This window comes from Dietzia natronolimnaea, assembly GCF_002289575.1.
Lineage (GTDB): Bacteria > Actinomycetota > Actinomycetes > Mycobacteriales > Mycobacteriaceae > Dietzia > Dietzia natronolimnaea_A.
Window position 1 is genome coordinate 100,869 of sequence record NZ_NTGA01000001.1, and the last position, 26,247, is coordinate 127,115.

Consider the following 26,247-nt stretch of genomic DNA (forward strand, 5'->3'; position numbering starts at 1 on the left):
GCCTGATGGGCGGCTCGTCTGGCGGGCGGCTCGGCGACCGGTGAGGAGACTGGGGAGACGATGACGGTGACGAAGGTCGGAGTGCTCGGTGCACGCGGCAAGGTGGGCACGGCGATATGTGAGGCGGTCCGCGCGGCGGAGGACCTCGAACTCGTCGCCGAGGTGGACCACGGTGACCCGCTGGGGATGCTCACCGACGCCGGAGCGGAGGTTGTCGTCGACTTCACCCACCCCGACGTGGTGATGGACAACCTCGAGTTCTGCATCACGCACGGCATCCACGCGGTGGTCGGCACGACCGGATTCACCGACGAACGTCTGGAGACCCTGCGGGGGTTGCTCTCGTCCCATGCCGAGACCGGGGTCCTCGTGGCACCCAACTTCGCCATAGGAGCGATCCTCATGATGCGTTTCGCCGTCCAGGCCGCCAGGTACTTCCCCTCGGCCGAGATCGTGGAACTCCATCACCCGAACAAGGCCGATGCCCCGTCGGGAACGGCACACCGCACCGCCGAGATGATGGCCACCGCCCGCACCGCAGCCGGGATGGGCCCCTGCCCGGACGCCACCTCCACCGAGCTGGAGGGGGCGCGGGGCGCCGACGTCGGTGGGGTGAGGGTGCACTCGGTCCGCGTGACCGGCCTGGTCGCGCACCAGGAGGTGATCCTGGGGACCCAGGGAGAGACCCTGACGATCCGTCACGATTCCCTCGACCGCTCCTCCTTCGCGCCCGGTGTCCTCCTGGGAGTGCGCTCGATCTCGCGTGCGCCCGGGCTCACCGTGGGGCTCGACGCCTTCATGGATCTGTAGGCCGACCGTGGACAGAGTCGTCAAGCCCCTGGTCATGGCCCTCACGGCGGCCGGTCTGGTGGTGGCGTTCGCTTACCTGGTGTACCTCGGATGGTCCATGATCAGCCGATCCGAGTACCTCGCCATGCGTGGGTTCGGAGTCGGGATCATCCTGCTGACCGCCGTCGGGGCATGGGCGACGTGGGCGATCCTGCGGAACGGGTTCGAACTCCAGAAGATCTCCGCCGCCGCCGCCGCGGAGGGGATAGAGCTCGACGTCTCCACCCTGGACCACCGTCCCTCCGGCCGTCTCGAGCACGCCGCGGCGGACGAGCTGTTCGACCGGGTCAGTGCCGAGTACCAGGCGACCCCGGACGACTGGCGCGCCAACTATCGCCTGGCCCGGGCGTACGACCACGCGGGCGACCGCGCCCGCGCCCGGGAGATCATGCGCGTGGCCATCACCCTGCGCGAGGCGGACACCTCCGGTGCCCGGGATCAGCGATGAGCACCGTTCTCCTGGTGCACCACGCACCGTCCCCGAGGCTCCGCCGCATCCTGGAAGCCCTGGAGCGCGGGCTCGCGCATCCCGAACTCGAGGGCGTCGAGGTGGAGTCGGTACCCGCTCTGGCCACGACCGACGACCACGTACTCCGGGCGGACGGATACGTCCTGCTCACCCCGGCCAACTTCGGCTACATGTCCGGTGCGCTCAAGCACTTCTTCGACCGCACCTACTACACGTGCGAGGGCGCCGTGGCCGGTCGGCCCTTCGCACTGTGCGTGCACGGGGACGACGACACCTCGGGGGCCGTCACCTCGGTCGAGCGGATCACCACCGGGTGGGATTTGCGACCGGTGGTGCCGGCCCTGCATCTGACCGGCGAGCCCGGCGGCGAGGATCTCGACGCCGCGTCCGAGATCGCCGCGACGGTGGCCGCACACCTTCTCGGCTGACCCGCCGGGCGACACGACACCACGAGGAGTCCACCATGTCCGAGCTCGTCCGGCGGCAGGTCCGCTTGGTCGCGCACACCGCGTTCACGCCACCCGACGAGATCGGGTGGGAGACGGACGCCGACGGCGGATCCGCACTGGCCGAGTTCGCGGGCCGGGCCTGTTATCAGAGCTGGGACAAGCCCAATCCGCGCACGGCGTCGAACGCCGGTTACCTGAGGCACATTCTCGAGGTGGGGCACCTATCGGTGTTCGAGCACGCGAGTGTGACGTTCTACATCACCGGCATCTCCAGATCGTGCACCCACGAACTCATCAGGCACCGCCACTTCTCCTACAGTCAGCTGTCGCAGCGGTTCGTCCCGGAGCACGATTCGAAGGTGGTGCCCCCGCCGGCGATCGCGGACGATCCGGAACTGGTGGAGATCTTCCGCCGGGCGACCGACGCGTCCCGGGAGGCGTACGCCGAGATGCTCTCCAAGCTCGAGGAGAGATTCGCCGACGTTCCCAACCCGATGTTGCGGCACAAGCAGGCGCGACAGGCCGCGCGTTCGGTGCTGCCCAACGCGACCGAGACCCGGATCGTGGTCACCGGCAACTACCGCTCGTGGCGCCACTTCATCGGGATGCGGGCGACCGAGCACGCGGACACCGAGATCCGTGGGCTGGCCATCGACGTCCTGCGGCAACTACGGGAGGCCGCGCCGGCGGTGTTCGCGGACTTCGAGATCACCTCGCTCGAGGACGGTTCGGAGATCGCGGTGAGTCCCTACGTCCTGGAGGGCTGAACCGGAACGCCGGGTCGGAATCGGGACTTCCCGTGGTCTGAGGGTAGTCTGGGAGGCCATGACACACGTGACCACAGGGGGCCCGACGTCGGCGGCCGGTCGACAGGCACTCTCCCCACCCGGGCGCCCCACGCCGTTCGGCACGGTGCTCACGGCGATGGTCACCCCGTTCGGGTCCGACGGTTACGTCGACCTGAGCGCGGTCGCGTGTGTCGCACAGCACCTCGTGGACTCCGGGTGCGACGGTCTCGTCGTCTCCGGGACCACGGGAGAGTCACCCACCACCACGGACGCGGAGAAGATCGCGGTTCTCGAGGCCGTTCTGGCCGCGGTGGGGGACAGGGCGTTCGTGGTCGCCGGGGTCGGGACATACGACACCGCGCATTCCGTGCATCTCGCGCGGCAGGCGGCGTCAGTCGGTGCCCACGGCATGCTCGTGGTGACGCCGTATTACTCCAAACCCACCCAGGCCGGCCTCGACGCCCATTTCCGGGCGGTCGCCGACGCCACCGATCGACCGGTGATGCTCTACGACATCCCGCCGAGATCGGTGGTCCCGATACAGGCGGATACGCTCATCGGACTGTCGTCCCACCCGAACATCGTCGCCGTCAAGGACGCCAAGGGTGACTTCCATGACGCGGCCACCGTGATGTCCCACTGTGACCTCGTCTACTACTCGGGAGACGACCAGCTCAACCTCCCGTGGTTGGCCGTGGGAGCGAGCGGTTTCGTCAGCGTGATCGGCCACGTGGCCGCCGCGCATCTCGTCGAACTGCGCCGTGCGTTCCTCGCGGGCGACATCGAGACCGCGCGTCACATCAACCTCGGACTCCTCCCGCTCTTCGACGCCCAACGGGCACTCGGTGGCGTGTCGATGTCCAAAGCAGCACTAGAACTTCTCGGGATCCCGGCCGGAGTGCCGCGACTCCCGCAGTTACCACCGACCACCGAGCAACAGGACGCGTTGGCGTCGCTGTTGCACAGAGCAGGAGTCACCAGATGACAGAAGAACCGACCACCAACCGGGGACGCGGCCGCACACGGCGCGCCGCCGGCCGCCCCACCGGCGAACCCGCCCCCGCGACCGCCGTGCAGTTCACCGAGCCCACGGCCACCTCGACCGCGCCGTCCACGAGTGGCGCCGACGACCGCCCGACGCAGGACCAGAACCGTCAGGGGCAGGGGAAGCAGAGCAAGTCCCAGCAGAGCGGCTCCCAGAAGAGCAGGGGACAGCAGGGCAAGGGACAGCAGGACCAGAAGCAGCAGGACCAGAAGCAGGATTCGCCCAAGGGCGGTTCGCGCGGTCGCGGGCGTGGGTCCTCGACCGGTAGGAACCAGGGCGGCGGCAACCAGTCCGGAAGTCAGGGTCGTGGCCGCGGAGGCCGGGGCCGTGGGCGCGGCAACGGCAACACCTCCACGGCCGAGTTCGGCGGGGTCAAGACCATGCAGGGCGGCGACATGACCGTGCGTCTGCCCAGCCCGCCCAAGCCCCGCAAGGGAGCGCTGCGGATGGTGGCCCTCGGTGGTGTGACCGAGATCGGCCGCAACATGATGACCTTCGAGTACGACTCGAAGCTGCTCATCGTCGACTGTGGCGTGTTGTTCCCGAGCTCGACCGAGCCGGGAGTGGACCTGATCCTCCCCGATTTCGGGCACATCGAGGACCGCCTCGACCAGGTCGAGGCCCTCGTGTTGACCCACGCCCACGAGGACCACATCGGGGCGATCCCGTTCCTGCTCAAGCTCCGACCGGACATCCCGGTCCTGGGGTCCCGCTTCACGCTCGCGCTGGTCGCGGCCAAGTGCCGTGAGCACCGCATCAAGCCCGTCTTCCGCGAGGTCGACGAGTCCAGCGTGAGCACCCTCGGCAAGTTCGAGGTGCGCTACTTCGACGTCAACCACTCGATCCCGGAGTGCCTCGGCCTGGTCATCCGCGCCGGTGGCCAGTCGGTGATGATGACGGGCGACATCAAGCTGGACCAGCTGCCGACGGACAAGCGCCCCACCGACCTGCCCAAGATGGGCAGGTTCGGTGACGAGGGCATCGACCTCCTGCTGATGGACTCGACCAACGCGACCACTCCGGGGGTCAGTCGGTCGGAGTCGGAGATCGGTCCCGCTCTCCAGCGGCTCATCTCGGATGCCCGTCAGCTCGTAGTGGTGGCGTGCTTCGCCTCCAACGTCTACCGCGTCCAGTCGGTCATCGAGGCGGCTGCCGCGAGCGGACGCAAGGTCGCCCTCACCGGTCGGTCGATGATCCGGAACATGGAGATCGCGCTCGAGATGGGGCTGCTCTCCGATCCCAAGAACGTGATCGTGGACATGGATACGGCGGCGAAGCTCCCGTCCGAGAAGGTCGTCGTGATGACCACCGGCACGCAGGGCGAGTCGATGGCGGGACTGTCCCGGATGGCGCGCCGTGAGCACCGCCAGATCAACCTCTCCGAGGGCGACACCGTGATCTTCTCCTCGTCCATCGTCCCGGGCAACGAGGAGCCCGTCTTCGGTGTCCAGAACAGCCTGTCCCAGATGGGCGTGAACGTGGTCACCAGCCGCGACGCGAACGTCCACGTGTCGGGTCACGGCGACGCGGGGGAGTTGCTCTTCGTCTACAACGCCGTGCGACCCAAGAACGCGATGCCGGTTCACGGCGAGTGGCGCCACCTGCGTGCCAACAAGGCACTGGCGATCGCCACCGGGGTACCGGAGGAGAACGTGGTGCTGGCCCAGAACGGCGTCGTGGTGGAGTTGGTGGACGGGAAGGCCTCGGTGGTCGGCCAGGTCCAGGTGGGCAATCTCTACGTCGACGGCCTGTCGACCGGCGACATCGGTGACACCGTCCTGGCTGACCGCACCGCGCTCGCCGAGGACGGCTTCATCGTCGCGACCGTGGTGGTGGATCCCCGCACCGGGCGGCCGGTGAGCAAGCCCCAGATCATCGGGAAGGGTTTCACCGACGAGCCGGGGGCTCTGGACCCTGTGGTCGAACTCGTCGAGAACGCATTGTGGGACCTGGCGGGGGAGGGTGAGACCGATCCCTACCGCCTCGCGCAGTCGGTGCGCCGCACGGTCGGTTCCTGGGTGTCCGAGAAGTGGCGCCGCAAGCCGATGATCGTGCCCACCGTCATCACCTCCGTGGCGGCGGAGGACTGAGCCCGGTGGACTCCGACCGGCGGACGCTGGCGCAACGGGAGCGAAGCGCTCTCGTCGAGACGATGCGTGCCGCCGGTCCGGAGGCGCCGACACTGTGCGACGGGTGGACGACCCGGGACCTCGCCGCGCACCTGGTGGTGAGAGAGGCGCGCCCCGACGTCGCCGCGGGGATCGTCCTGCCGGTGCTCGCCTCGCGCATGGAGGATCTGCGCCTCCGGGAGACCGAGACCCCGTGGGACGAACTGCTGGAGAAGATCGCCGCGGGGGCCCCGTGGTACTCACCGCTCCGCTACGCGGACCGTGTGGCCAACGCGGCGGAGTACCTCGTGCACCACGAGGACGTCCGGAGGGCCGACGGGCAGTGGACGGCGCGGGAGTTCGGCATCGAGGACCTCGATCGCATCTGGGCGCTCGGGACGACCGTGGCGAAGACGTTCCTGCGACGGGTGACCGCGCGCGTCGATCTGCGGACCCCTCCGGGGATGAGCCTGAGCAAGCCCGGTGCGGTGTCCACCGGGGCCGCGCTCGCCCCACTCGTCAGCGTGACGGCCGCCCCCGTGGAGCTCCTCCTGTGGGCGTTCGGCCGGGGTGCGGTCGACGTGGACATCTCCGGTTCGCAACAGGGGATCGCCGCGCTGGAGGCGGTGCCGAGGGGCATCTGACCCACCGTCCCCCCGTGTGGCTGCTGTTACCAATGGGGTGCGAGAAGATAGAGTGACCCCCATGGCACCCAGCTCGAACACGCGATCCACCCGTGCCCCCGGTGGACGGCGCCCGGCTTCGAAGTCCGGCGGACAGCGAACCACCGCGTCCACCTCGTCGTCGTCCCGCGGGGGTGGTTCCCGGCGCGGTGCCGTCGTCTCCACACCGAAGACCGGTAGCCGCTCACGGTCCCGCGCGGCCACCCCCGCCCCGGAACGGACGTCCGGGGCGTTCGGGGCGGTCGGGCGCGGCCTGAGGGGTGGATGGGCCGGGATGGCGAAGGGCCTCGGTCACGGCGTCCGCGGTCTGCGGGGTGACGCCGACGAGGACCGTGTGGCACCGCCCCACAGGCGGGACGGGCTCGGCCTGACCCTGCTCGGTATCGCGATCGTGTTCGCCGGAGCGGTGTGGTTCGGCGCGGCCGGTCCGGTCGGGGAGTGGGTCGACACGGGCATCCGGACGGTCGTCGGAACCCCCGGCGCGCTCCTGCCCCTGGTCCTCGGCGTCTGGGGCGTCCTCGTGATGGCCCGGGAGCCACGGCCCGACGTCCAGTCCAGGTGGGTGGTGGGGACCACCGTGACCACACTCGGTGTGCTGGGTCTGTGGCACCTGGGATCGGGTTCACCCGCAGACCCTGAAGGCGTCCGTGGCGGGGCCGGCGTCCTGGGGAGGATCGTCGGGGGCACGCTCGAGGCGGGCCTGTCCGTCTTCGTCGCCGTCCCACTGTTGGTGCTGCTCGTGGCGTTCGGCGTCCTGGTGCTGGTGGGTCGACCGGCCAGGGAGATCCCGGGAGTCGTGCGCGGGTTCTTCGGCTGGGACGGAAGCGGGGACATCGTCGATCACGAGAGCCCGGGAATCGACTGGGACGGCCCCGACCCCGACGCCACGACCGCGTACCCGATCTCCGAGAACGGGATCCCGGACGACCGCGAACGTCCCGCACCACGACGTCCGGCGCGCCGCAGGGTGGCCGCGTGGTCGGATACGCCGAGCACCGGGGAGACGGTCGAGATGCCGGCGGCCGCCGGTGCGGCAGAGGGTGCCGGCGCAGCAGGCGAGTCGGTCGCCGAGGACGACGAGTCCCCGGGGGCCGTACCCCGGCGCCGGCCCCGGAAATCGGACGCTCGCACCGCCGTACTGCCCTCGACCGACCCCGACGTCGTCGCCGGAGCAGCCGACACAGCGGTGGTGCCGCAGACCAATTCCCCGTCCACCCACACCGCGGCGGACAGCGACGTCGACAGGCTCGATTCTCAGAAGCAGTTGCTGAGCGGTGTCGAGTACACCCTCCCGCCTGTGAGCCTGCTCACCGCGGGAGACCCGCCCAAGGAACGCAGCGAGTCCAACGACCAGATGATCGAGGCCATCCAGGGCGTCCTCGAGCAGTTCAAGATCGATGCCGCGGTCACCGGCTTCACGCGCGGGCCGACGGTCACACGGTACGAGGTCGAGCTGGGCCCCGGCGTGAAGGTGGAGAAGATCACCGCGTTGCACCGGAACATCGCCTATGCGGTGGCCACAGACAACGTCCGGCTCCTCGCCCCGATCCCTGGGAAGTCCGCCGTGGGTATCGAGGTCCCCAACCTCGATCGCGAGCTCGTCAGACTCGCAGACGTGCTCACCGATCCCAAGACCGCCACCAAGCACAACCCGATGCTCATCGGGCTGGGGAAGGACATCGAGGGCGATTTCGTCACCGCCGACCTGGCCAAGATGCCGCACCTGTTGGTCGCGGGTTCGACGGGCTCGGGCAAGTCCAGTTTCGTCAACTCGATGCTCGTGTCGTTGCTCACCCGGGCCACCCCGGACGAGGTGCGGCTGATCCTCGTGGACCCCAAGATGGTCGAACTGACGCCGTACGAGGGCATCCCGCACCTGATCACCCCCATCATCACCCAGCCCAAGAAGGCGGCAGCGGCGCTGGCATGGCTCGTCGAGGAGATGGAGCAGCGCTATCAGGACATGAAGTCGACCCGGGTGCGCCACATCACCGACTTCAACGATCGCGTGAAATCGGGCGCCATCACCACCCCGCCCGGCAGCGAGCGCGTCTACCGCCCGTACCCGTACATCGTCGCCGTCGTGGACGAGCTCGCCGATCTCATGATGACCGCGCCGCGGGACATCGAGGACGCGATCGTACGGATCACGCAGAAAGCCCGTGCCGCCGGCATCCACCTCGTACTGGCCACCCAGCGTCCGTCGGTCGACGTGGTGACGGGTCTGATCAAGACGAACGTGCCGTCGCGCCTGGCCTTCGCGACCTCCTCGCTCACCGACTCCCGGGTCATCCTGGACCAGGCGGGGGCCGAGAAGCTGATCGGTATGGGCGACGGGCTGTTCATCCCCATGGGTGCGTCCCGGCCGATCCGTATGCAGGGCGCCTTCATCACCGACGAGGAGATCCACGAGGTCGTCGACTACGCCAAGAACCAGGCGGAGCCCGACTACGACGACACCGTCACCGCCGCCAAGGAGGAGTCCACGAAGGAGATCGACGGGGACATCGGAGACGACCTGGACGACCTGCTCGCCGCCGTCGAACTCGTGGTCTCCAGCCAGTTCGGGTCCACCTCGATGCTCCAGCGCAAACTCCGCGTCGGATTCGCCAAGGCCGGGCGCCTCATGGACCTGATGGAGTCCCGCGACATCGTCGGCCCCTCGGAGGGCTCCAAGGCCCGTGACGTCCTGGTCAAGCCGGAGGAGTTGGCGTCGGTCATCTGGATGATCAAGGGGGGCACACCTCCCGACGAGGACGCCGGCGATGTGGGGGCCGCGAGCGAGACCCTCGACGAGGCGCCGGTGGGCTGAACCGGCGAGGGTCAGGCCAGCGCACCATAGACGGGCATCCACCCCCGGACTGTGACGTCGGATACCAACCCACGCAGACAGTGGGGGTCCTCGGCGACCAGTGTCCTGGCGGCGCCGGCCTCGGAGGCTTCCACGACGAGAAGAGCCCCGGAGCCGTCGGTATACGGTCCCACGGTTCGGATCGTCCCCGCCTCGACCTGGGCGGACAGCCACTCGCGGTGCGCGGGCTTGTTGGCCTCCCGGTCCTCCGTCTGCGCTGGTTCGTACCGGTAGCTGACTGCGAAGAGCGGCATCGGTGATGTCCTTCCCGATCATGGTGAGAGCGTTTTCGGATCCAGGGTATTGGCCCGGGTCTCGCTAAGGTGTGGGGGTGACACTTCCCTTCACCGACGACGGCCGCCCCGGTGCCGAGGTCCCCCTGCTCAACATTGCCAACGTGCTCACCGTCCTGCGGATCCTGCTGGTCCCGGTGTTCGTGGTTCTGTTCTTCGTCTCCGACGCCCAGGATCCGTGGTGGCGGGTCGGCGCGTTCGTGGTCTTCGCTCTCGCGATGGCGACCGACTACGTGGACGGGTACCTCGCCCGGCGACTGGGCCTGGTCACCGACTTCGGCAAGATCGCCGACCCGATCGCGGACAAGGCCCTCATGGCCGCGGCCATGATCTCGCTGTCCCTGGTCGACGAGTTGTTCTGGTGGGTGACGATCGTGATCCTCGTCCGAGAGGTGGGGATCACCCTCTGGCGACTGTTCGGTGTGGACCACGTGGTGGCGGCCAGCAAGGGTGGGAAGCTCAAGACCGTCACCCAGACCCTGGGGGTGGGGATGTTGATCCTGCCGCTGCCGTACTGGTTCTGGCCGGTCGAGTGGGCGGTGATCGGCGTGGCGCTGGTGCTGACCGTTTACACGGGTCTCGATTATCTGGTCAAGGCGCGTCAGGCCGCGCGGGCCGGGAGCTGAGGGGCCGGACCCGTGTCCGACACGACATCCCCCGTGCTCAGCGGGGCAGAGCCCGGTCCCGATCCCTCAGCCGCGGCCGCGGTGGCCGCGCTCGCCGGCCGAGGGTGGACGCTGGCGACCGCGGAGTCGCTGACCGCGGGGCTGCTCGCGGCCACGGTGGCCGGGGTCCCGGGCGCGAGCGCGGTCCTGCGGGGCGGCCTGGTGGTCTACGCCACGGACCTCAAACACGACCTCGCCGGGGTTCCCGAGGACGTGCTCCAGAGGCACGGGGCGGTGTCGGGGGAGACGGCTCGCGCCCTCGCCGCGGGCGCGGCCCGCCGGTGCGGGGCCGACGTCGGGGTGGGGCTGACCGGCGTAGCGGGGCCCGACCGGCAGGATGGGCGTCCGGTAGGGACCGTCTACCTGGGGTTCTGTGCACCGGGAGTCGCTCCGTGGTCGATGGAGCTGGCACTGCGAGGGGGCCGCGACGCGATCCGCCGGGCCGCCTGTCAAGCGGCCCTCGACCGGCTGGTGGGGATCGTCGGCCACCGCGGGAACGAATCGGGTGGATGGGGCGTTGTACCCCGTGATGCCGAACATCCAGATGACCACGCTGCCCCACCCGGACCACCGGAGTGGCCCCCCGCTGCTCCGGGAGACCCTCGGGACGGTGCTCCGCGGGCTGAGGGGCGAGACCGGACGGACCCTGAGGGACGTCGCCGACGCGGCCCGGGTGAGCCCCGGGTACCTCTCCGAGATCGAGCGCGGACGCAAAGAGGCCTCGAGTGAGCTCCTCGCGTCGATCTCGGGTGCGCTCGACGTGTCCCTCGGCGAGATCCTGATCAGGGCCGCCTTTGAGGTCTCACCCCCGGGCACCGTCTCGCCCCCCTGCACTGACTCATCCAAAGGCACCGACTCATCCCCTGGCTCCGTGTCGGCGCGGGAGCCGGTACTCGCGGCCTGAGCACAGCCGCGGCAACGCCCGGTGGTCGCCCCCCGGCGTAGTTCGGTACCGTGGTGAAGACCCGTCGTCCGAATCGGCAGAAGGACACTACGCAGCGATGGCCAATCCGTTCACCAAGGCATGGCGCTACCTGATGGCGTTGTTCGATTCGAAGATCGACGAGAATGCGGACCCCAAGGTCCAGATCCAGCAGGCGATCTCGGACGCACAGCGGCAGCACCAGCAGCTGTCCCAGCAGGCGGCCGCCGTGATCGGCAACCAGCGGCAGCTCGAGATGAAGCTCAACCGACAGCTGGCCGACATCGAGAAGCTGCAGGGCTCCACGCGGCAGGCGCTCCAGATGTCCGAGCAGGCCCGCCAGAACGGCGACGCCCAGAAGGCGACGGAGTACGAGAACGCCGCGGAAGCGTTCGCCGCCCAGCTCGTCACCGCCGAGCAGAACGTCGAGGACCTCAAGGGCCTGCACGACCAGTCGCTCCAGGCCGCGGCCCAGGCCAAGAAGGCCGTGGAGCAGAATGCGATGGTCCTCCAGCAGAAGGTGGCCGAGCGGACCAAGCTGCTCAGCCAGCTGGAGCAGGCCAAGATGCAGGAGCAGGTCAGCGCGTCGCTGCAGTCGATGTCCGAGGTCTCCTCCGGTGGCAACACCCCGAACCTCGACCAGGTGCGGGACAAGATCGAGCGACGGTACGCCAACGCCCTCGGATCGGCCGAGCTCGCCCAGAACTCCGTTCAGGGCCGGATGCTCGAGGTCGAGCAGGCGTCCACGCAGATGGCCGGGCACAGCCGTCTCGAGCAGATCCGCGCGTCGATGAAGGCGGAGGGTGGCCAGCTCGGGCAGGGCACCGGTTCGGCGTCCCAGCTTCCTCAGGGGCAGCCCCAGGCCGCGACGCCGCCGGAACAGCAGGCGCAGACCGAACAGCAGTGAATCGTCCGAGGACGGGCCGCCGGCGAGGACGCCGACGGCCCGTCCTCGTCCGTCGTGAAAGGGTGGGCACGTGACTCTGACCGAGTTCAGGGCCCGGGCAGTCGAGGCCTTCGGGGACCTACGAGCCGATCATCTCGTACGGTCCCACCACCTCGGGGCGTTCGACGGACGCACGGCGGAGGAGGCCATCGACGCGGGCGCCCCGGTCAAGCAGGTCTGGATGGCCCTGTGTGCGGAGTTCGAGGTTCCCGACTCGTTACGTTGACACCCGTGCGGCGTGTCGTTACTCCTCGAACACGCGTTCGCCTATAGTCGGGGCATGTGCTGACGGGAGAGCCCGTCCACAGGGCGCCGTCCCTCCACAGCGACGGGGTGCCGGGCTCGCGCGAGGCGTTCGTGTCGTACCCGACCCGTAGCGTCCGCGAGAGAGCAGACCACACAGACCATCCGGCACGACACCGGTGGTCGAGCACGAACGGAGAACATCATGGCCCCCAAGAACACCGCCAAGTCGGGAACCCGGACCGGCGTCGCCCCGAATCGCGAGCAGGCACTGGAGCTGGCGCTCGCCCAGATCGACAAGGCCTATGGCAAGGGGTCGGTCATGAGGCTCGGGGACGACACCCGCCCGCCGGTCCAGGTGATCCCCACCGGCGCCCTGTCGCTCGACGTCGCACTCGGGGTCGGCGGGTTTCCCCGCGGGCGTGTCGTGGAGGTCTACGGTCCGGAGTCGTCGGGTAAGACCACGGTCGCACTGCACGCCGTGGCCAACGCGCAGGCCGCCGGCGGTATCGCCGCGTTCATCGACGCGGAGCACGCGCTGGATCCCGAGTACGCCCGCAAGCTCGGCGTGGACACGGACAACCTCATCGTCTCCCAGCCGGACACCGGCGAGCAGGCGCTCGAGATCGCGGACATGCTGGTCCGGTCGGGGTCCATCGACATCCTGGTCGTCGACTCCGTCGCGGCGCTGGTGCCGCGGGCCGAGATCGAGGGCGAGATGGGCGACAGCCACGTGGGTCTCCAGGCGCGGTTGATGAGCCAGGCTCTCCGGAAGATGACAGGTGCGTTGCACAACACCAACACCACCGCCATCTTCATCAACCAGCTGCGCGAGAAGATCGGGGTGATGTTCGGCTCGCCCGAGACCACCACCGGCGGTAAAGCGCTCAAGTTCTACGCGTCGGTCCGCCTGGACGTGCGCAGGATCGAGACCCTGAAGGACGGCGCGGACGCGGTGGGTAACCGCACCAAGGTCAAGGTGGTCAAGAACAAGATCGCCCCGCCGTTCAAGATCGCGGAGTTCGACATCCTCTACGGAGAAGGAATCAGCCGTGAGGGTTCGCTGATCGACATGGGCGTGGAGAACGGGTTCGTCAAGAAGTCGGGTTCCTGGTTCACCTACGGTGCCGACCAGCTGGGGCAGGGCAAGGAGAATGCCCGCCGGTATCTGAAGGAGAACCCCTCGGTTCGCGACGAGATCGAGCGGAAGATTCTCGACAAGCTCAACATCGGGGCTGGTGCGGAGCTCGCGGAGATCGAGGCGGAGGCGGATGAGGACGCACCGATCGACGTGGTGCCTGTCGAGTTCTGATGAGTGTTCAGGGCCCGGATCCCCACGAGGGGGGGCGGCGGATCACGTCGGAGCGGTTACGTACGGCGGTCGCCGCGGTGGAGGCGAGGTCGTCGGGGAGCTCGGATCTGCCGCCTCTGGCTCCCGAGGCCCACGACGCGGCGACTGCGGCCCTCCGTCTCCTGCGCCACCGTCCCCGTAGCGAGCACGAGCTCCGGGAGAGGCTTCTGGGTAAGGACCACACACCGGACGCTGTGGACGAAGCGTTGGGCAGGGTTCGCGTCTGGGGCCTTCTCGACGACGCCGACTTCGCGTCGGAGTGGGTCAGAGGCCGCCGACGCCGACGCGGACGCTCGCGTGGCGCCCTCGAGCGGGAGCTCCGCGAGAAGGGTGTCGCCGAGGTCCACATCGCCGGGGCGGTGTCCGACATCGACGAATCCGACGAGCACGAACACGCCACCGAGTTGGTGCGGGCGCGGCTCGCGCGCCGGACGGCCGCCTCCCGCCGCGACGCCGACCTCCAGGGGGAGCGGCGCAGGTTGGTGGCGTTCCTCGGACGACGGGGTTATCCCACGGGGTTGGCGATGACGGTGGTCGATGCCGAGTTGGCGGCCCAGGTGTCGCCCTGAGTACCCTGGCCTGCGTGGATACTCTCGTGACCGACCAGCAGACGACAGCCGGAGACGCCGGTGTCGAGCGTGTCGAGCGTGTGGAGGGGCGCACCTACCAGGTGCGGACCTTCGGATGCCAGATGAACGTCCACGACTCGGAGCGGCTCTCGGGTGTGCTCGACGAAGCGGGATACGTCCCGTTCGAGGGAGAGGCGGATCCCGCACGGGGCGCGCTGCCGGACCTCGTCGTGTTCAACACCTGCGCCGTCCGTGAGAACGCCGACAACCGCCTCTACGGCACGCTCGGCCATCTGCGCCCGTGGAAAGACGCCAACCCGCGAATGCAGATCGCGGTCGGGGGTTGCCTCGCGCAGAAGGACAAGGACGTCGTGGTCTCGCGGGCGCCGTGGGTCGACGTCGTCTTCGGCACCCACAACCTCGGTCACCTCCCCACCCTGCTCCAGCGGTCGCGCCACAACGAACGTGCCGAGGTGGAGATAGCCGACTCGCTCCAACACTTCCCGTCAGCCCTCCCCGCCACGCGCGAGTCCGCCTACGCCGGCTGGGTCTCCGTGTCGGTCGGCTGCAACAACACCTGCACGTTCTGCATCGTCCCCTCCCTCCGCGGCAAGGAGGTGGACCGGCGTCCCGGCGAGGTACTCGCAGAGTTGCGGGCACTGGCGGACGAGGGTGTCCTGGAGGTCACCCTCCTGGGCCAGAACGTCAACGCCTACGGGCGCTCGTTCCACGACCCTTCCGAGCCGTCCGACAGGGGAGCCTTCGCGAAGCTGCTGCGCGCTGCCGGTCGGGTCGAGGGAATCGAGCGGATCCGGTTCACCTCGCCCCATCCGGCGGAGTTCACCGACGACGTCATCGAGGCGATGGCCGACACCCCCGCCGTGTGCCCGCAGCTGCACATGCCCCTGCAGTCGGGCTCGGATCGTGTCCTCCGGGCGATGCGACGTTCGTACAGGTCGGAGCGCTTCCTCGGCATCCTGGACAGGGTGCGTGCCGCGATGCCGCACGCGGCCATCACCACGGACATCATCGTCGGGTTTCCCGGTGAGACCGAGGAGGACTTCCAGGCCACTCTCGACGTCGTCGAGAAAGCCCGGTTCACCAGCGCTTTCACGTTTCAGTACTCGCCGCGACCGGGGACGCCGGCGGCGACGATGGACGACCAGATCCCCAAGTCCGTCGTGCAGGAGCGCTACGAGAGACTGATCGCGCTGCAGGAGCGGATCACCCTCGAGGAGAACGAGAAGCAGGTCGGTCGTGAGGTCGAGCTGCTCGTCACGGCGGACGAAGGGCGGAAGGACGCCGCCACCGCCCGGATGACCGGACGGGCCCGCGACGGCCGCCTGGTGCATTTCGCCCCGGTGGGGGAGCACGCCGGGCGGATCCGTCCCGGCGACGTGGTCACCACCCGTGTCACCTCGGCGGCACCACACCACCTGCTCGCTGACGACGGAGTACTGACCGTTCGGGCGACCAGGGCGGGCGACAGGCACGAAGCCGGTGAGAAGCCGGAGACGCCACCGATCGGGGTGGGGCTCGGACTGCCCACCCTGCGGAGAGCCGCCGACACCCCCGACACCACCCCGAAGGGATGCCCTACGTGAACACCGCTGACCGCCCCGACCCGATCGAAGGGATCCTGGAGTCCAGCACCGTGAACTCGGAGCTCCGGCAGAAGGACAGGGTCCTGGGCCACACTCTCGTCATCGGCAAGGCCTATCTGGCGTCGGCTCTCCTGATCGTGCTGCTCGCGGCCGCGCTGGTGTTGCCCCACAGTGACGGGGTGCGTGGCCTCGATGTGTTGTTCTTCACCGAGGCGGCCAGGGCCCAGGAGACGTCGCTGCCGTCCCACGTGTTCGTCCTGATCTATTCGGTCGGTGCCATCCTGTTCGGCGCGGTCATGATCATCACCCAGAAGTGGTGGGCGGCGGGCGTCGCGTGGGGTGCGAGTTGTGTGGCCGCCGTCTACGGGATGCTCGCGATCTGGCTGCGTCAGTCCGGACGAGGGCCCGACCCCGACTTCCGGGACTTCGGCGCCCCCGGGATCGGGATGTACGTCAGTGTCATCTTGGTGCTCCTGCTGGTGATGACACTGGCCGGGGTGCTGTGGGCGCGAACGCCGGAGCAACAAGAGCTCGAGGACTCGCTCCGCCACCGCGAGTGAACCGGGGCCCCACCGTGCGGGGCCGGGACCCTGCCATGCAGAGGCTCCCGCCCACCTCTCCGGCCCCGTCGGTCGGGCTTGACTGACGACCGGCGTGGTCAGCGGGTGTCGACCGCGTTCTCGGCGGCCTCGGCCCACTCCCTCCACTGCATAGCCTGCGCGCGGGCCTTCTCCGCATCCTTGGACCTGCCCGCGGCCTCGGCCTTCGCCGCCTGCTCCTCGAAATCGTCCACGCGCACCCAGAACTGGGCGGCGCGGGCCTTGGCCTCGGGGTCGGTCCGTCGCCACTCCGCGTCCGCCGCATCGGACACGGACTTCTCCAGGGCCCGGATCCGTCCCTCGAGGTCTCCCATCCGCTCCCGGGGGACCTTGCCGATCTCCTCCCAGCGGGTCTGGAGCTCCCGCAGGGCCGTGCGCGCTGCGGTGAGGTCCTTCTGAGGGTCGATCCGGCCCGCATAGGCGGCGAGCAGCGCCTCCTTCGCGTCCGCGTTGCCCGCGAACTCGGCGTCCCTCTCGGCGGCCGCGGCGTGGCGGGCGTCGAAGAACGTGTCCTGGGCAGCCTTGAACCGCTTCCACAGCGCGTCATCGGCCTCGCGCGGGGCGCGGCCGGCGGCCTTCCACTCGTCCATGAGCCGTCTGAAGGCGGTCGCCGTGTCGTTCCAGTCGGTCGAGCCCGAGATCGCCTCGGCGCGCTCGACCAGCTCCTCCTTGACCCGCTTCACCGATGCCCGAGTGCGGTCGAGTTCCGCGAAGTGCGAACCCCGGCGTCGATTGAACGCCTCGCGCGCCTTGGAGAAGCGCTTCCACAGGGCGTCGTCGGTCTTGCGATCGATACCACGAATGGTCTTCCACTCGTCGAGGATCTCCCGTAGGCGATCGCCGGCGGCCTTCCACTGGGTGGACGCCTCCCCGATCTCCTCGGCCTCGACGGCCAGCGCCTCTTTGCGTGCGATCGAGGTCGCGCGCTCCTCGTCCTTGCGGTGGCGCGCCTCGGCCTCCACGTCGCCGGACCGTTCGATCACTGTCGCGAGCCGGGCCGCGAGGGAGTCGAGATCGCCCACCGCGGCCGCGGTGGGGAGCTGTTCGGCGAGCGTTTCGGCGGACGCGCGCGTCTTGCGTGCGTCCTGCGGGTGAGACTCGAGACGGGCCTCGAGGAGCGTGACCTCGGCTACTAGGGCGTCGTACCTGAGGCCGAAATGTGCCAGACCCTCTTCGGGAGCTCCGGCCTGCCAGGATCCCACCTGCCGCTCGCCATCGGAGGTCCTCACGAACACCGCGCCGGAGTCGTCGACCCGTCCCCACTCGGATGGATCCGACGCCCGGATGATCCTCGTGTCGGGGGTCGCCGACGCCCTCGGGGCAGCTTTGCGGGCGAGGGCGGCGGGGGAGGGCGCACCGGGACGTGGGCCCGGCGTCGGCGTGCGGCCCGGGTTGGGGGTCGGTGCGGCCGTTCCGGGGTTCGCCACGCCAGGGCTGGTCGGTGACTGGTCGCTCATCTGGTCCTCATCTCGTCCCGCCGCGTGACACGGCACCATCGCCGGAAAATCCCACCGGTCGTCGCCTCGCCGGCCCTGTGAGGGGATGGCATCCCCCTAGTGTGTACCAAGCTCCGCCCGGGCGCCGGGGTATCTTCCGCGAGTCCGGCAGAGTCCTGGGTCCGGGCTCCGGTGGTGGTCAGTAAGGTTCTCGGTGTGAGCACCTCTGTCGTAGTGGTACCCGGAGCGCCGGTCCTGGTGCCCGAGCTGTCAGGGGGAGCGGCCGCGGAGTCGGCCGAGCAGGTCGACGCGGTGGTGGCGATGCTCCGGGCTGCCGGGAGCGGCGTCGACAGTGTGCTGGTGTGGGGAGCGGATACCGCGGGCCGCACGATCGGTGACGTGAGTTCGTCCCTGGCGCGATGGGGTGCGGCGGCGCCGGTCGGGCGCCCCGGGGCACCGGAGGCCGATCATGAGGAGGTCCCCGACGCCGCGCTGATCGCCTGGTGGCTGCTCGACCGCGCCGGGATCGACCTGCCCCGGTCCTTCGTGGCAGTCACCGGTGCCGGGCGACTGCCACGGTGCGCGAGCCCGAGCACCCTCGTCGTCGTCGTGGCCGACGGCCCCGCCTCACTCTCCCCCCGCGCGCCCGTCCCCGAGGACCCGCGCGGCGTCGCCCTCGACGCCGACCTGACCGGGTGGCTACGGAACGGCGGCCCGCTCCCGGATCCCGGGGAGGCGGTGGCGCAGGCAGTGGGGTGGTGGAGCAGGCCGGCGTGGCTCGAGCTCTCCGGGCTGGTCGGGGAACGGGCGGCGGTGGAGTCGATCTCGTGGGCCCCCTTCGGGGTGGGATACCACGGTGCTCGATGGTCGGGGGACCACGAGTGAGCGGCCCAGTGCCGATCGCCGTGGTGGGGCCGACCGGGACCGGGAAGTCCGAGCTCGCCCTCGATCTTGCGGAGCGGCTGGGCGGGGAGGTGATCAACTGCGATGCCATGCAGCAGTACCGGGGCATGGACATCGGCACGGCCAAGCTCCCGCTGGCCCTGCGGCGCGGCATCCCACACCACAGGCTCGACGTGCTCGACGTGACACAGACCGCGAGCGTCGCCGACTTCCGTCGCGAGGCCGAACGCGAGGTCGCCGAGATCCGGCGACGCGGGCGAGTGCCGATCCTGTGCGGGGGGTCGATGATGTACATCCAGGCACTGGTCGACGACTGGGCCATCCCGGACACCGACCCGCAGGTCCGGGCGTCTTACGAAAGGCGCCTCGAGGAGATCGGGGTACAGGCGTTGCACGCCGAGCTCGCCCGCGTGGACCCCGAGGCCGCGCAGACCATCCTGCCCACCGATCCCCGCCGGACGGTGCGGGCACTGGAGGTGATCGAACTGACCGGGAAGCCGTTCTCCGCCTCCAGGCCGACGATCGGTGACCCCCGCTGGGGTACACGCCTGCTGGGCCTGCGCTGCGGGCTCGCAGAACTCGATGAACGGCTGGAGGCGCGTACCGGGCGGATGTTCGATGACGGACTGGTCGCGGAGGTGCGGGGGCTCGTCGGACTAGGACTGCTCGAGGGCGTGACGGCCCGTCGGGCGATCGGGTATGCGCAGGTACTCGACGAGATGGACGATGACCTGGCGATCGACGAGGGGGCAATGGCCCGTGCCCGCGAACGCACGGTGGTCGGAACCCGCCGGTACGTCCGCAGGCAGCGCTCCTGGTTCGGGCGTGATCACCGCATCAGGTGGATCGATACCGACACCCGCCCGGTCGGCGGGGCGCCCGCCGGTGGCCGGACGCCCCTGGACGTCGCGCTCGAGATTCTGGACGGGGTACAGCGGTGAGCTCCTCGAACGGTAATCGGGGCCGCGTCCAGTCGGTGGACCGGGCGTTCGCCCTGCTCGAGTCGCTGGCCCGCCGAGGCGGTCGCGCCTCTCTCGGCGAGTTGTGCGCCGATACCGGCCTGGCCGCGGCGACCGTCCACCGACTCTGCGGGACCCTCGCCGAGACGGGTCACCTCCGTCGGGACACGCGCCGCGACTATCTCCTCGGCCCCCGGCTACAGCGGATCGGTGAGGTGGCGGGACGGGCGACGTGGTCGTGGGCGACACCGGTCCTCGAGGCCGTGGTCGAGGGGACCGGCGAGACCGCCAACCTCGCCGTTCGCGACGGGGACGGCGTGGTGTATCTCGCCCAGGTCCCGTCACCGCATTCGATGCGGATGTTCACCGAGGTGGGACGCCGGGTACACGTGCACTGCACGGCGGTAGGCAAGGCGTTGGCCGCCCTGGACCACGACGACGAGGTCCGCGCGATGCTGGCCAGGACCGGTATGCCCGGGTACACGGACTCCACGATCGTCGAGCCGGACACGCTGATCCAGGAACTCGAGCGCATCCGCCGCGTGGGATTCGCCACCGACGAGTCGGAACAGGAAGAGGGGGTCCGCTGCGTCGCGATCACGGTGGGGGCGGGGGCCGCCGCGGTCGCCGTGTCCGCGTCGGGTCCCGAGGCGAGGTTCACCGAGGAGCGTCGCGACGCCGCGGTGGACGTCCTGAGGGCCGCTGTGGCCCATCTGCACCCCTGATCGGCCGGCCGGACCGCCTGATCGGCCGGACAGACCGACCGCCTGCGGGACCCGCTATCCGGGGGTGCGGACAGCGGGTCCCGCGGGGTGCGTGGTCGGAACCGATTACAGCCCGTTGGCCGCCTTGAACTCGCGACGGCGGCGATGCAGGATCGGCTCGGTGTACCCCGACGGCTGGCGGGTTCCCTCGAGGATGAGTTCGCGGGCCGCCTGCCACGCGATCGAGGACTCGACGTCCGGTGCCATGTTCCGGTACGCCTCGTCACCGGCGTTCTGCCCGTCGACGATCTCCGCCATCCGTCGGAGCGAGTCCTCGACGTCGTCGGCCGTGATGACGTCATGGCGGATCCAGTTGGCCAGCATCTGCGAGGAGATCCGCAGGGTGGCGCGGTCCTCCATGAGGTTGACGTCGTGGATGTCCGGGACCTTGGAGACACCGATTCCCTGCTCGACCCACCGGACCACGTACCCGAGGATGGTCTGGCACGAGTTGTCGACCTCCTCCTTCTTCTCGGCGTCCGACCAGTCGGTGTCCGGTGCGAGCGGCACGGTGAGGATGTCGTCGACACTCGCGCGGGCGCCGCCGGCGAGCAGTTCCTCCTGGCGGGTCATCACGTTGACCCGGTGGTAGTGGGTGGCGTGCAGCGTGGCGCCGGTCGGGGAGGGGACCCATGCGGTGTTCGCGCCGGCGCGGGGCTGTCCGATCTTCTCGGCGAGCATCTCCGCCATGAGGTCGGTCTTGGCCCACATGCCCTTGCCGATCTGCGCTCGGCCGCGGAGTCCGCACGCGAGACCGGTGTCGACGTTGAAGTCCTCGTAGGCGGTCATCCACCGGGCGGACTTCATCTCACCCTTGCGGATCATCGGCCCGGCCTCCATGGAGGTGTGGATCTCGTCGCCCGTCCGGTCGAGGAACCCGGTGTTGATAAAGACGACGCGTTCCGTCGCCTCGGCGATGCAGGCCGCGAGATTGACCGAGGTGCGGCGCTCCTCGTCCATGATCCCCACCTTGAGGGTGTTCGCCGGCAGGCCGAGGAGCTGCTCGACCCTGCTGAACAGCTCGGTGGTGAACGCGACCTCCTCGGGCCCGTGCTGCTTGGGCTTGACGATGTAGATCGAACCGTGCCGGCTGTTGCCGCGCTCATTGCCCTCGGCGATACCGTGCATCCCCGCCAGCGAGGTGATCACAGCGTCCAGGATCCCCTCCGGGAGCTCATCGCCGTTCGCGTCGAGAACCGCCGGGTTGGTCATCAGGTGGCCGACGTTGCGCACGAAGAGCATGGAGCGGCCGTGGAGCCGGACCTCGCCCGCGCCGTCGGGAGCGGTGAAGACCCGGTCGTCGTTCAGGACGCGGGTGAAGGTCTTGTCGCCCTTCGTGATCTCCTCAGACAGGTCACCCTTCATGAGACCCAACCAGTTGCGGTACCCCTGGGTCTTGTCCCGGGCGTCGACGGCGGCGACGGAGTCCTCGAAGTCCATGATGGTGGAGACGGCGGACTCCAGGACGACGTCCTTGACGCCCGCGGCGTCCGTGGAACCGATCGGGGAGTCCGGATCGATCTGGATCTCGATGTGCAGCCCGTTGTTGCAGAGCAGGACGGACGACGGGGAGGAGGCCTGGCCGAGGTACCCCACGAACTTCTCCGGAGCCTTCAGGCCGGTGGTCGATCCGTCGGCCACGGTCACCTGGAGACTGCCGTCGACGACGGCGTACCCGGTGGACCCCACATGGCTGCCCGACGCCAACGGAGCGGCGTCGTCGAGGAATCCGCGGGCCCAGGCGATGACCTTGTCGCCGCGGACCTTGTTGTACGACGAGCCCTGCTCCGCCCCGTCCGACTCCGGGATCGCGTCGGTCCCGTAGAGCGCGTCGTAGAGCGATCCCCACCGGGCGTTGCCGGCGTTGATCGCGAAGCGGGCGTTCATGACCGGGACGACGAGCTGCGGTCCGGCGACGGTCGCGATCTCCGCGTCGACGTTCTCCGTGGTGACGGAGACGGAATCCGGCTCGGGCACCAGGTATCCGATGTCCCGCAGGAACTGCGTGTAGGCGCCCTGGTCGATCGGAGCCGGGTTCTCGTGATGCCAGGCGTCGATCTTGGACTGCAACGCGTCGCGGGTCTCGAGCAGTTCACGGTTGCGGGGGGCCAGATCCGTGAAGATCTCGGAGACACCCGCCCAGAACGCGTCGGGATCGACCCCGGTGCCGGGGATCGCCTCGGTGTTGACGAAGTCGTAGAGGACCTCGTCGACCTGGATACCGCCGACTGTGATGCGTTCGGACATCGATGCTCTCCTCACATAGGGACCGTTCCTCCTCGTCGACTCTAGTGCTCGCACGCCCTGTGATCATCCGGCTTTTCCGCAGGGTGGAACGGGGTGGCGGGGTCGCTAGACTCGGGAGCCATGACCTCCACGCCCGTGACCGAATCGCCCGAGGGCCTGATGTTCCTCAAGGGTCACGGAACTCTCAACGACTTCGTGATCCTGCCCGATGACCGCGCGGACGTGGAACTCCACGACGACCTGGTGAGGGCGCTGTGCGACAGGCGGGGCGGGATCGGCGCGGACGGCGTACTCCGGATCGCCACGGCCGGTGCCCTGGTCGACCGGGGTGTCCTTGCCGCGCTGCCGGACGGCGTCGGTGCCGCGGACTGGTTCATGGACTACCGGAATGCGGACGGGTCGATCGCCGAGATGTGCGGCAACGGGGTGAGGGTGTTCGCCCACGCCCTCGTCTCGACCGGCCGTGCCGGGGTCGGCCGGATCGCCGTCGGGACCCGCTCCGGTCCTCGACCCGCCGACATCCTTCACCACGACGGCACCCACGCCGTGGTCCGTGTCGACATGGGTGAGCCCGTACTCCTCGGGGTCTCCTCGGCGGAACTCTCCGGACGCGTGTACGCGGGCCTCGCGGTGGACATGGGCAACCCCCACCTCGCGTGCGTGGTCCCGGGGTTGGGGCCAGCGGAGTTGCGCGACCTGCCGGTGCACGAGGCGCCGGTGTACGACACCGGGTTCTTCAGCGAGGGTGTCAACGTGGAGATCGCCACCCCGCTGGTGGACGGACGGGTCTTCATGCGCGTCCACGAGCGAGGATCGGGGGAGACGATGTCCTGCGGCACCGGCATCGTCGCCACCGCCGTCGCGGCTCTGGCCGACGCAGGAGAGGCCACGGGCGAGGTCCTGGTGTCCGTGCCGGGGGGCGAGGTCGGGGTGGCCCTGACTGATTCCGGTTCCACTCTCACCGGACCGTCCGAGCTCGTCGCGCACGGGTGGTACACGCATTGACGCCCGGCTCCACTCGCGGAGGCGTCGTGACCGTTTCTGTGAGATGATGCAGGTGAATGACTATCGATGACGCCGCCCCTGACCGGGCTACACGAGACCATGACCCTTCGGTCGGAGACTTCCAGCTCGAGGAGCGCTCGTCGCTGCGCCGAGTCGTCGGTCTGTCGACCGAGCTCCAGGATGTCAACGACGCCGAGTACCGCAAGCTCCGTCTGGAGCGCGTCGTCCTGGTCGGGGTCTGGACCGAAGGCACGTCAGCGCAGGCCGAGGCCGCCATGGCCGAGCTGGCCCAGCTCGCCGAGACCGCGGGCTCCGAGGTCTGCGATGCGCTGATCCAGCGCCGCGACAAGCCGGACCCCGCCACCTACATCGGTTCCGGTAAGGCCAAGACCCTCAAGGATGTCATCGTCGCGACGGGCGCGGACACGGTGATCTGCGACGGTGAACTGACACCCGGTCAGCTCATCGCCCTCGAGAAGGTGGTCAACGTCAAGGTGATCGACCGCACCGCCTTGATCCTCGACATCTTCGCCCAGCATGCGACCAGTCGTGAGGGCAAGGCCCAGGTCTCTCTCGCGCAGATGGAGTACATGCTCCCGCGGCTGCGCGGCTGGGGCGAGGCGCTCTCCCGGCAGGCCGGCGGCAGGGCGGGGAGCAACGGTGGCGTCGGGCTCCGTGGTCCCGGTGAGACGAAGATCGAGACCGACCGCCGTCGGATCAGGGAGCGCACCGCCAGACTCCGCCGGGAGATCAAGGGGATGAAGCAGGCCCGCGACACCAAGCGGCACCGACGACGCGCCACCCCGGTCCCGTCGATCGCCATCGCCGGGTACACCAACGCCGGCAAGTCGAGTCTGCTCAACCGACTGACCGGCGCGGGAGTACTGGTCCAGAACGCGCTGTTCGCGACCCTGGACCCGACGACTCGGCGCGCCGAGCTCCCCGATGGGCGTGTGGTGGTCTTCACCGACACCGTCGGATTCGTCCGACACCTCCCTACCCAGCTCGTCGAGGCGTTCCGGTCGACGTTGGAAGAGGTCGTTGATTCCGAGCTCCTCCTGCACGTGGTGGACGGATCGGACACCTTCCCGTTACGCCAGATCGAGGCTGTCCGGACAGTCATCAACGACGTCGTGGAGGAGCAGCACGCCCAGAGACCGCGCGAACTGGTGGTGATCAACAAGATCGATGCGGCCGACCCCGTCGTCCTTACGGAATTGCACCACGCGCTACCGGACGCGGTGTTCGTGTCGGCGGCGACGGGCCAGGGTTTCGATGAACTCCTCGAGCGGATCATGGAGGTGGTCGCCTCGGGGGACACCCGGGTCACGCTCGAGATCCCCTTCACGAGGGGCGACGTGGTCGCCCGTGTCCACGCGGAGGGCGCCGTGATCGCCGAGGATCACACGACGGACGGTACCCGGATAGAGGTTCGGCTTCCCGCCTCAGTGGCGGGAGAGCTCGGCGAGTATCGCGTCGCCGACCAGCGTGACGGGGTCGCCTGACCAGAGCGCCGTGCGGGTCGGAACCGCCCCGGCTCTCGTGGTGATGGTGGCGCCCGCCTCGGTCGGGTGAGGTCAGGCGACGCACCATCGGCACAGGCTCAGAGCTTGCGGAAGACGGTCACGACCTTTCCGAGGATCGTCGCGTGCTCACCGGGGATCGGGCGGAACGACGGGTTGTGGGGTAGGAGCCACACCCCGGTCGAATCCCTGCGGAACGTCTTGACCGTGGCCTCGCCGTCGATCATCGCCGCCACGATCTCGCCGTTATCGGCGACATTCTGCCGACGGACCACTACATAGTCGCCGTCACAGATCGCGGCGTCGATCATCGATTCGCCGACAACCCTGAGCATGAACAGGTCCCCGGATCCCACCAGGTCGGAGGGGAGGGGGAAGACCTCCTCCACAGCCTGTTCGGCGAGGATCGGACCGCCCGCCGCGATCCGCCCCAGGACCGGGACGTAGACCGGTTCGACGGCTCCGCCGGGCCGCACGTCCTCCTGCGCGGGTGCACGTCGCCCCCGCGATCGCTGACCAGGGACACCGTGAACGTCGACCGCCCGCGGCTTGTGGGGGTCGCGGGTCAGGAAGCCCTTCTTCTCCAGGGTCCGCAGCTGATGCGCCACGGAGGAGGTCGACTGTAGGCCGACCGCATCACCGATCTCCCGGATGCTCGGCGGATACCCCCTCTCCTTGACGGTGTCGTGGATGTGCAACAGCACGCTCTTCTGGCGTGTGGTCAGGGCCTCGAAGTCTGGTTTGGGCATGCGGCGGTCCCTTCAGCGAATGGGTGTTCGACGTCTTCTGTCTGTGTATACCCTACGTCGCACCGGGCGGGTGCGCCACACAGGTGTTCGAAAAATGTGCTCGCGAGTGTCGACTCTGTCGGACCCGCGTGATACAACTCTAGTCACGTTCGAGTTCGAACAGATGTGCACAATAAGGCACACGCGTGTGCGAATAGGGTTCGCACATCGTATCGAGTGGGGAGTTG

25 protein-coding genes and 1 pseudogene are annotated in these 26,247 nt (G+C 69.2%); 22 read left to right on the plus strand and 4 right to left on the minus strand.

Going from position 1 to position 26,247, the window contains the following annotated elements; all coding sequences use genetic code 11:
* The first annotated feature begins 60 nt into the window (after positions 1–60).
* The 8 genes from dapB (at position 61) to CEY15_RS00520 (ending at position 9,203) form a co-directional block, all read left to right on the plus strand.
* The gene (dapB, locus tag CEY15_RS00485) at positions 61–810 is read left to right on the plus strand and encodes a 4-hydroxy-tetrahydrodipicolinate reductase (RefSeq protein WP_095716823.1); all 750 of its coding nucleotides are present in this window, start codon (positions 61–63) and stop codon (positions 808–810) included.
* Between the two features lie 7 nt (positions 811–817).
* A complete protein-coding gene (locus CEY15_RS00490) occupies positions 818–1,297 on the plus strand; it encodes a hypothetical protein (RefSeq protein WP_017836934.1) in 480 nt (159 codons plus the stop codon).
* The gene (locus CEY15_RS00495; protein WP_095716824.1) at positions 1,294–1,746 is read left to right on the plus strand and encodes a flavodoxin family protein; all 453 of its coding nucleotides are present in this window, start codon (positions 1,294–1,296) and stop codon (positions 1,744–1,746) included. The genes CEY15_RS00490 and CEY15_RS00495 overlap by 4 nt, the downstream gene beginning before the upstream one ends.
* Before the next feature lie 35 nt (positions 1,747–1,781).
* Complete coding sequence (gene thyX / locus CEY15_RS00500) at positions 1,782–2,534, plus strand: FAD-dependent thymidylate synthase (RefSeq protein WP_095716825.1); 753 nt, start codon at positions 1,782–1,784, stop codon at positions 2,532–2,534.
* A 58-nt stretch (positions 2,535–2,592) separates the two neighbouring features.
* Positions 2,593–3,540, plus strand: a complete 948-nt coding sequence (gene dapA / locus CEY15_RS00505; protein ID WP_095716826.1) for a 4-hydroxy-tetrahydrodipicolinate synthase — start codon at positions 2,593–2,595, stop codon at positions 3,538–3,540.
* Positions 3,537–5,690 carry a ribonuclease J gene (locus CEY15_RS00510; protein ID WP_095716827.1) on the plus strand — a complete coding sequence of 718 codons (2,154 nt, stop codon included), beginning with the start codon at positions 3,537–3,539 and terminating at the stop codon, positions 5,688–5,690. Before dapA ends, CEY15_RS00510 begins: the two co-directional genes overlap by 4 nt.
* A 5-nt stretch (positions 5,691–5,695) precedes the next feature.
* Positions 5,696–6,352, plus strand: coding sequence for a TIGR03085 family metal-binding protein (locus CEY15_RS00515; protein ID WP_095716828.1), 657 nt, complete (start codon positions 5,696–5,698; stop codon positions 6,350–6,352).
* 313 nt (positions 6,353–6,665) lie between these two features.
* A complete protein-coding gene (locus CEY15_RS00520) occupies positions 6,666–9,203 on the plus strand; it encodes an FtsK/SpoIIIE family DNA translocase (RefSeq protein ID WP_095716829.1) in 2,538 nt (845 codons plus the stop codon).
* Positions 9,204–9,214: 11 nt separating this feature from the next.
* On the opposite strand, the gene CEY15_RS00525 is transcribed toward CEY15_RS00520, so the two are convergent.
* The gene (locus CEY15_RS00525) at positions 9,215–9,496 is read right to left on the minus strand and encodes a YciI family protein (protein WP_017836927.1); all 282 of its coding nucleotides are present in this window, start codon (positions 9,494–9,496) and stop codon (positions 9,215–9,217) included.
* 77 nt (positions 9,497–9,573) lie between these two features.
* On the opposite strand from CEY15_RS00525, the gene pgsA reads away from it, so the two are divergent.
* The 9 genes and pseudogenes from pgsA (at position 9,574) to CEY15_RS00570 (ending at position 16,395) form a co-directional block, all read left to right on the plus strand.
* On the plus strand, positions 9,574–10,161 hold the full coding sequence (pgsA, locus tag CEY15_RS00530; protein WP_095716830.1) for a CDP-diacylglycerol--glycerol-3-phosphate 3-phosphatidyltransferase: 588 nt from the start codon (positions 9,574–9,576) through the stop codon (positions 10,159–10,161).
* Between the two features lie 12 nt (positions 10,162–10,173).
* Positions 10,174–10,674 (plus strand): annotated as a pseudogene (locus CEY15_RS00535) (CinA family protein); the annotation flags it as partial.
* A 55-nt stretch (positions 10,675–10,729) separates the two neighbouring features.
* Positions 10,730–11,104 carry a helix-turn-helix domain-containing protein gene (locus tag CEY15_RS00540; RefSeq protein ID WP_095716831.1) on the plus strand — a complete coding sequence of 125 codons (375 nt, stop codon included), beginning with the start codon at positions 10,730–10,732 and terminating at the stop codon, positions 11,102–11,104.
* 97 nt (positions 11,105–11,201) lie between these two features.
* Positions 11,202–12,029 (plus strand): PspA/IM30 family protein, encoded by an 828-nt coding sequence (locus tag CEY15_RS00545; RefSeq protein ID WP_017836923.1) that lies wholly within the window; start codon positions 11,202–11,204, stop codon positions 12,027–12,029.
* A 70-nt stretch (positions 12,030–12,099) separates the two neighbouring features.
* A complete protein-coding gene (locus CEY15_RS00550) occupies positions 12,100–12,294 on the plus strand; it encodes a DUF3046 domain-containing protein (protein WP_095716832.1) in 195 nt (64 codons plus the stop codon).
* Between the two features lie 222 nt (positions 12,295–12,516).
* The gene (gene recA, locus CEY15_RS00555) at positions 12,517–13,623 is read left to right on the plus strand and encodes a recombinase RecA (RefSeq protein ID WP_017836921.1); all 1,107 of its coding nucleotides are present in this window, start codon (positions 12,517–12,519) and stop codon (positions 13,621–13,623) included.
* Entirely contained in the window at positions 13,623–14,231 is a 609-nt protein-coding gene (locus CEY15_RS00560) for a regulatory protein RecX (RefSeq protein ID WP_095716833.1), read from the plus strand. Before recA ends, CEY15_RS00560 begins: the two co-directional genes overlap by 1 nt.
* A gap of 14 nt (positions 14,232–14,245) precedes the next feature.
* On the plus strand, positions 14,246–15,835 hold the full coding sequence (gene miaB, locus CEY15_RS00565) for a tRNA (N6-isopentenyl adenosine(37)-C2)-methylthiotransferase MiaB (protein ID WP_371204353.1): 1,590 nt from the start codon (positions 14,246–14,248) through the stop codon (positions 15,833–15,835).
* The gene (locus tag CEY15_RS00570) at positions 15,823–16,395 is read left to right on the plus strand and encodes an Rv2732c family membrane protein (RefSeq protein ID WP_095716834.1); all 573 of its coding nucleotides are present in this window, start codon (positions 15,823–15,825) and stop codon (positions 16,393–16,395) included. Before miaB ends, CEY15_RS00570 begins: the two co-directional genes overlap by 13 nt.
* A gap of 98 nt (positions 16,396–16,493) precedes the next feature.
* Here the strand turns inward: CEY15_RS00570 and CEY15_RS00575 are convergent, their stop codons facing one another.
* Positions 16,494–17,891: a DUF349 domain-containing protein gene (locus tag CEY15_RS00575; protein WP_095716835.1), complete on the minus strand. Its 1,398-nt coding sequence runs from the start codon at positions 17,889–17,891 to the stop codon at positions 16,494–16,496.
* Between the two features lie 195 nt (positions 17,892–18,086).
* On the opposite strand from CEY15_RS00575, the gene CEY15_RS00580 reads away from it, so the two are divergent.
* The 3 genes from CEY15_RS00580 to CEY15_RS00590 are packed head-to-tail and all read left to right on the plus strand — an operon-like array spanning position 18,087 to position 20,457.
* Positions 18,087–18,755, plus strand: coding sequence for a hypothetical protein (locus CEY15_RS00580; protein WP_245847044.1), 669 nt, complete (start codon positions 18,087–18,089; stop codon positions 18,753–18,755).
* Positions 18,734–19,714, plus strand: a complete 981-nt coding sequence (miaA, locus tag CEY15_RS00585) for a tRNA (adenosine(37)-N6)-dimethylallyltransferase MiaA (RefSeq protein WP_095716837.1) — start codon at positions 18,734–18,736, stop codon at positions 19,712–19,714. Before CEY15_RS00580 ends, miaA begins: the two co-directional genes overlap by 22 nt.
* On the plus strand, positions 19,711–20,457 hold the full coding sequence (locus CEY15_RS00590) for an IclR family transcriptional regulator (RefSeq protein ID WP_095716838.1): 747 nt from the start codon (positions 19,711–19,713) through the stop codon (positions 20,455–20,457). Before miaA ends, CEY15_RS00590 begins: the two co-directional genes overlap by 4 nt.
* A gap of 105 nt (positions 20,458–20,562) precedes the next feature.
* Here the strand turns inward: CEY15_RS00590 and CEY15_RS00595 are convergent, their stop codons facing one another.
* Positions 20,563–22,743, minus strand: a complete 2,181-nt coding sequence (locus CEY15_RS00595; protein WP_095716839.1) for a malate synthase G — start codon at positions 22,741–22,743, stop codon at positions 20,563–20,565.
* A 120-nt stretch (positions 22,744–22,863) separates the two neighbouring features.
* Between CEY15_RS00595 and dapF the strand changes: the two genes are divergently transcribed.
* Positions 22,864–23,748, plus strand: a complete 885-nt coding sequence (gene dapF, locus CEY15_RS00600) for a diaminopimelate epimerase (RefSeq protein WP_176474972.1) — start codon at positions 22,864–22,866, stop codon at positions 23,746–23,748.
* 56 nt (positions 23,749–23,804) lie between these two features.
* Positions 23,805–25,253, plus strand: a complete 1,449-nt coding sequence (gene hflX / locus CEY15_RS00605; RefSeq protein ID WP_095716840.1) for a GTPase HflX — start codon at positions 23,805–23,807, stop codon at positions 25,251–25,253.
* 98 nt (positions 25,254–25,351) lie between these two features.
* On the opposite strand, the gene lexA is transcribed toward hflX, so the two are convergent.
* Positions 25,352–26,020, minus strand: a complete 669-nt coding sequence (gene lexA / locus CEY15_RS00610) for a transcriptional repressor LexA (protein ID WP_017836910.1) — start codon at positions 26,018–26,020, stop codon at positions 25,352–25,354.
* Between the last annotated feature and the right edge of the window lie 227 nt (positions 26,021–26,247).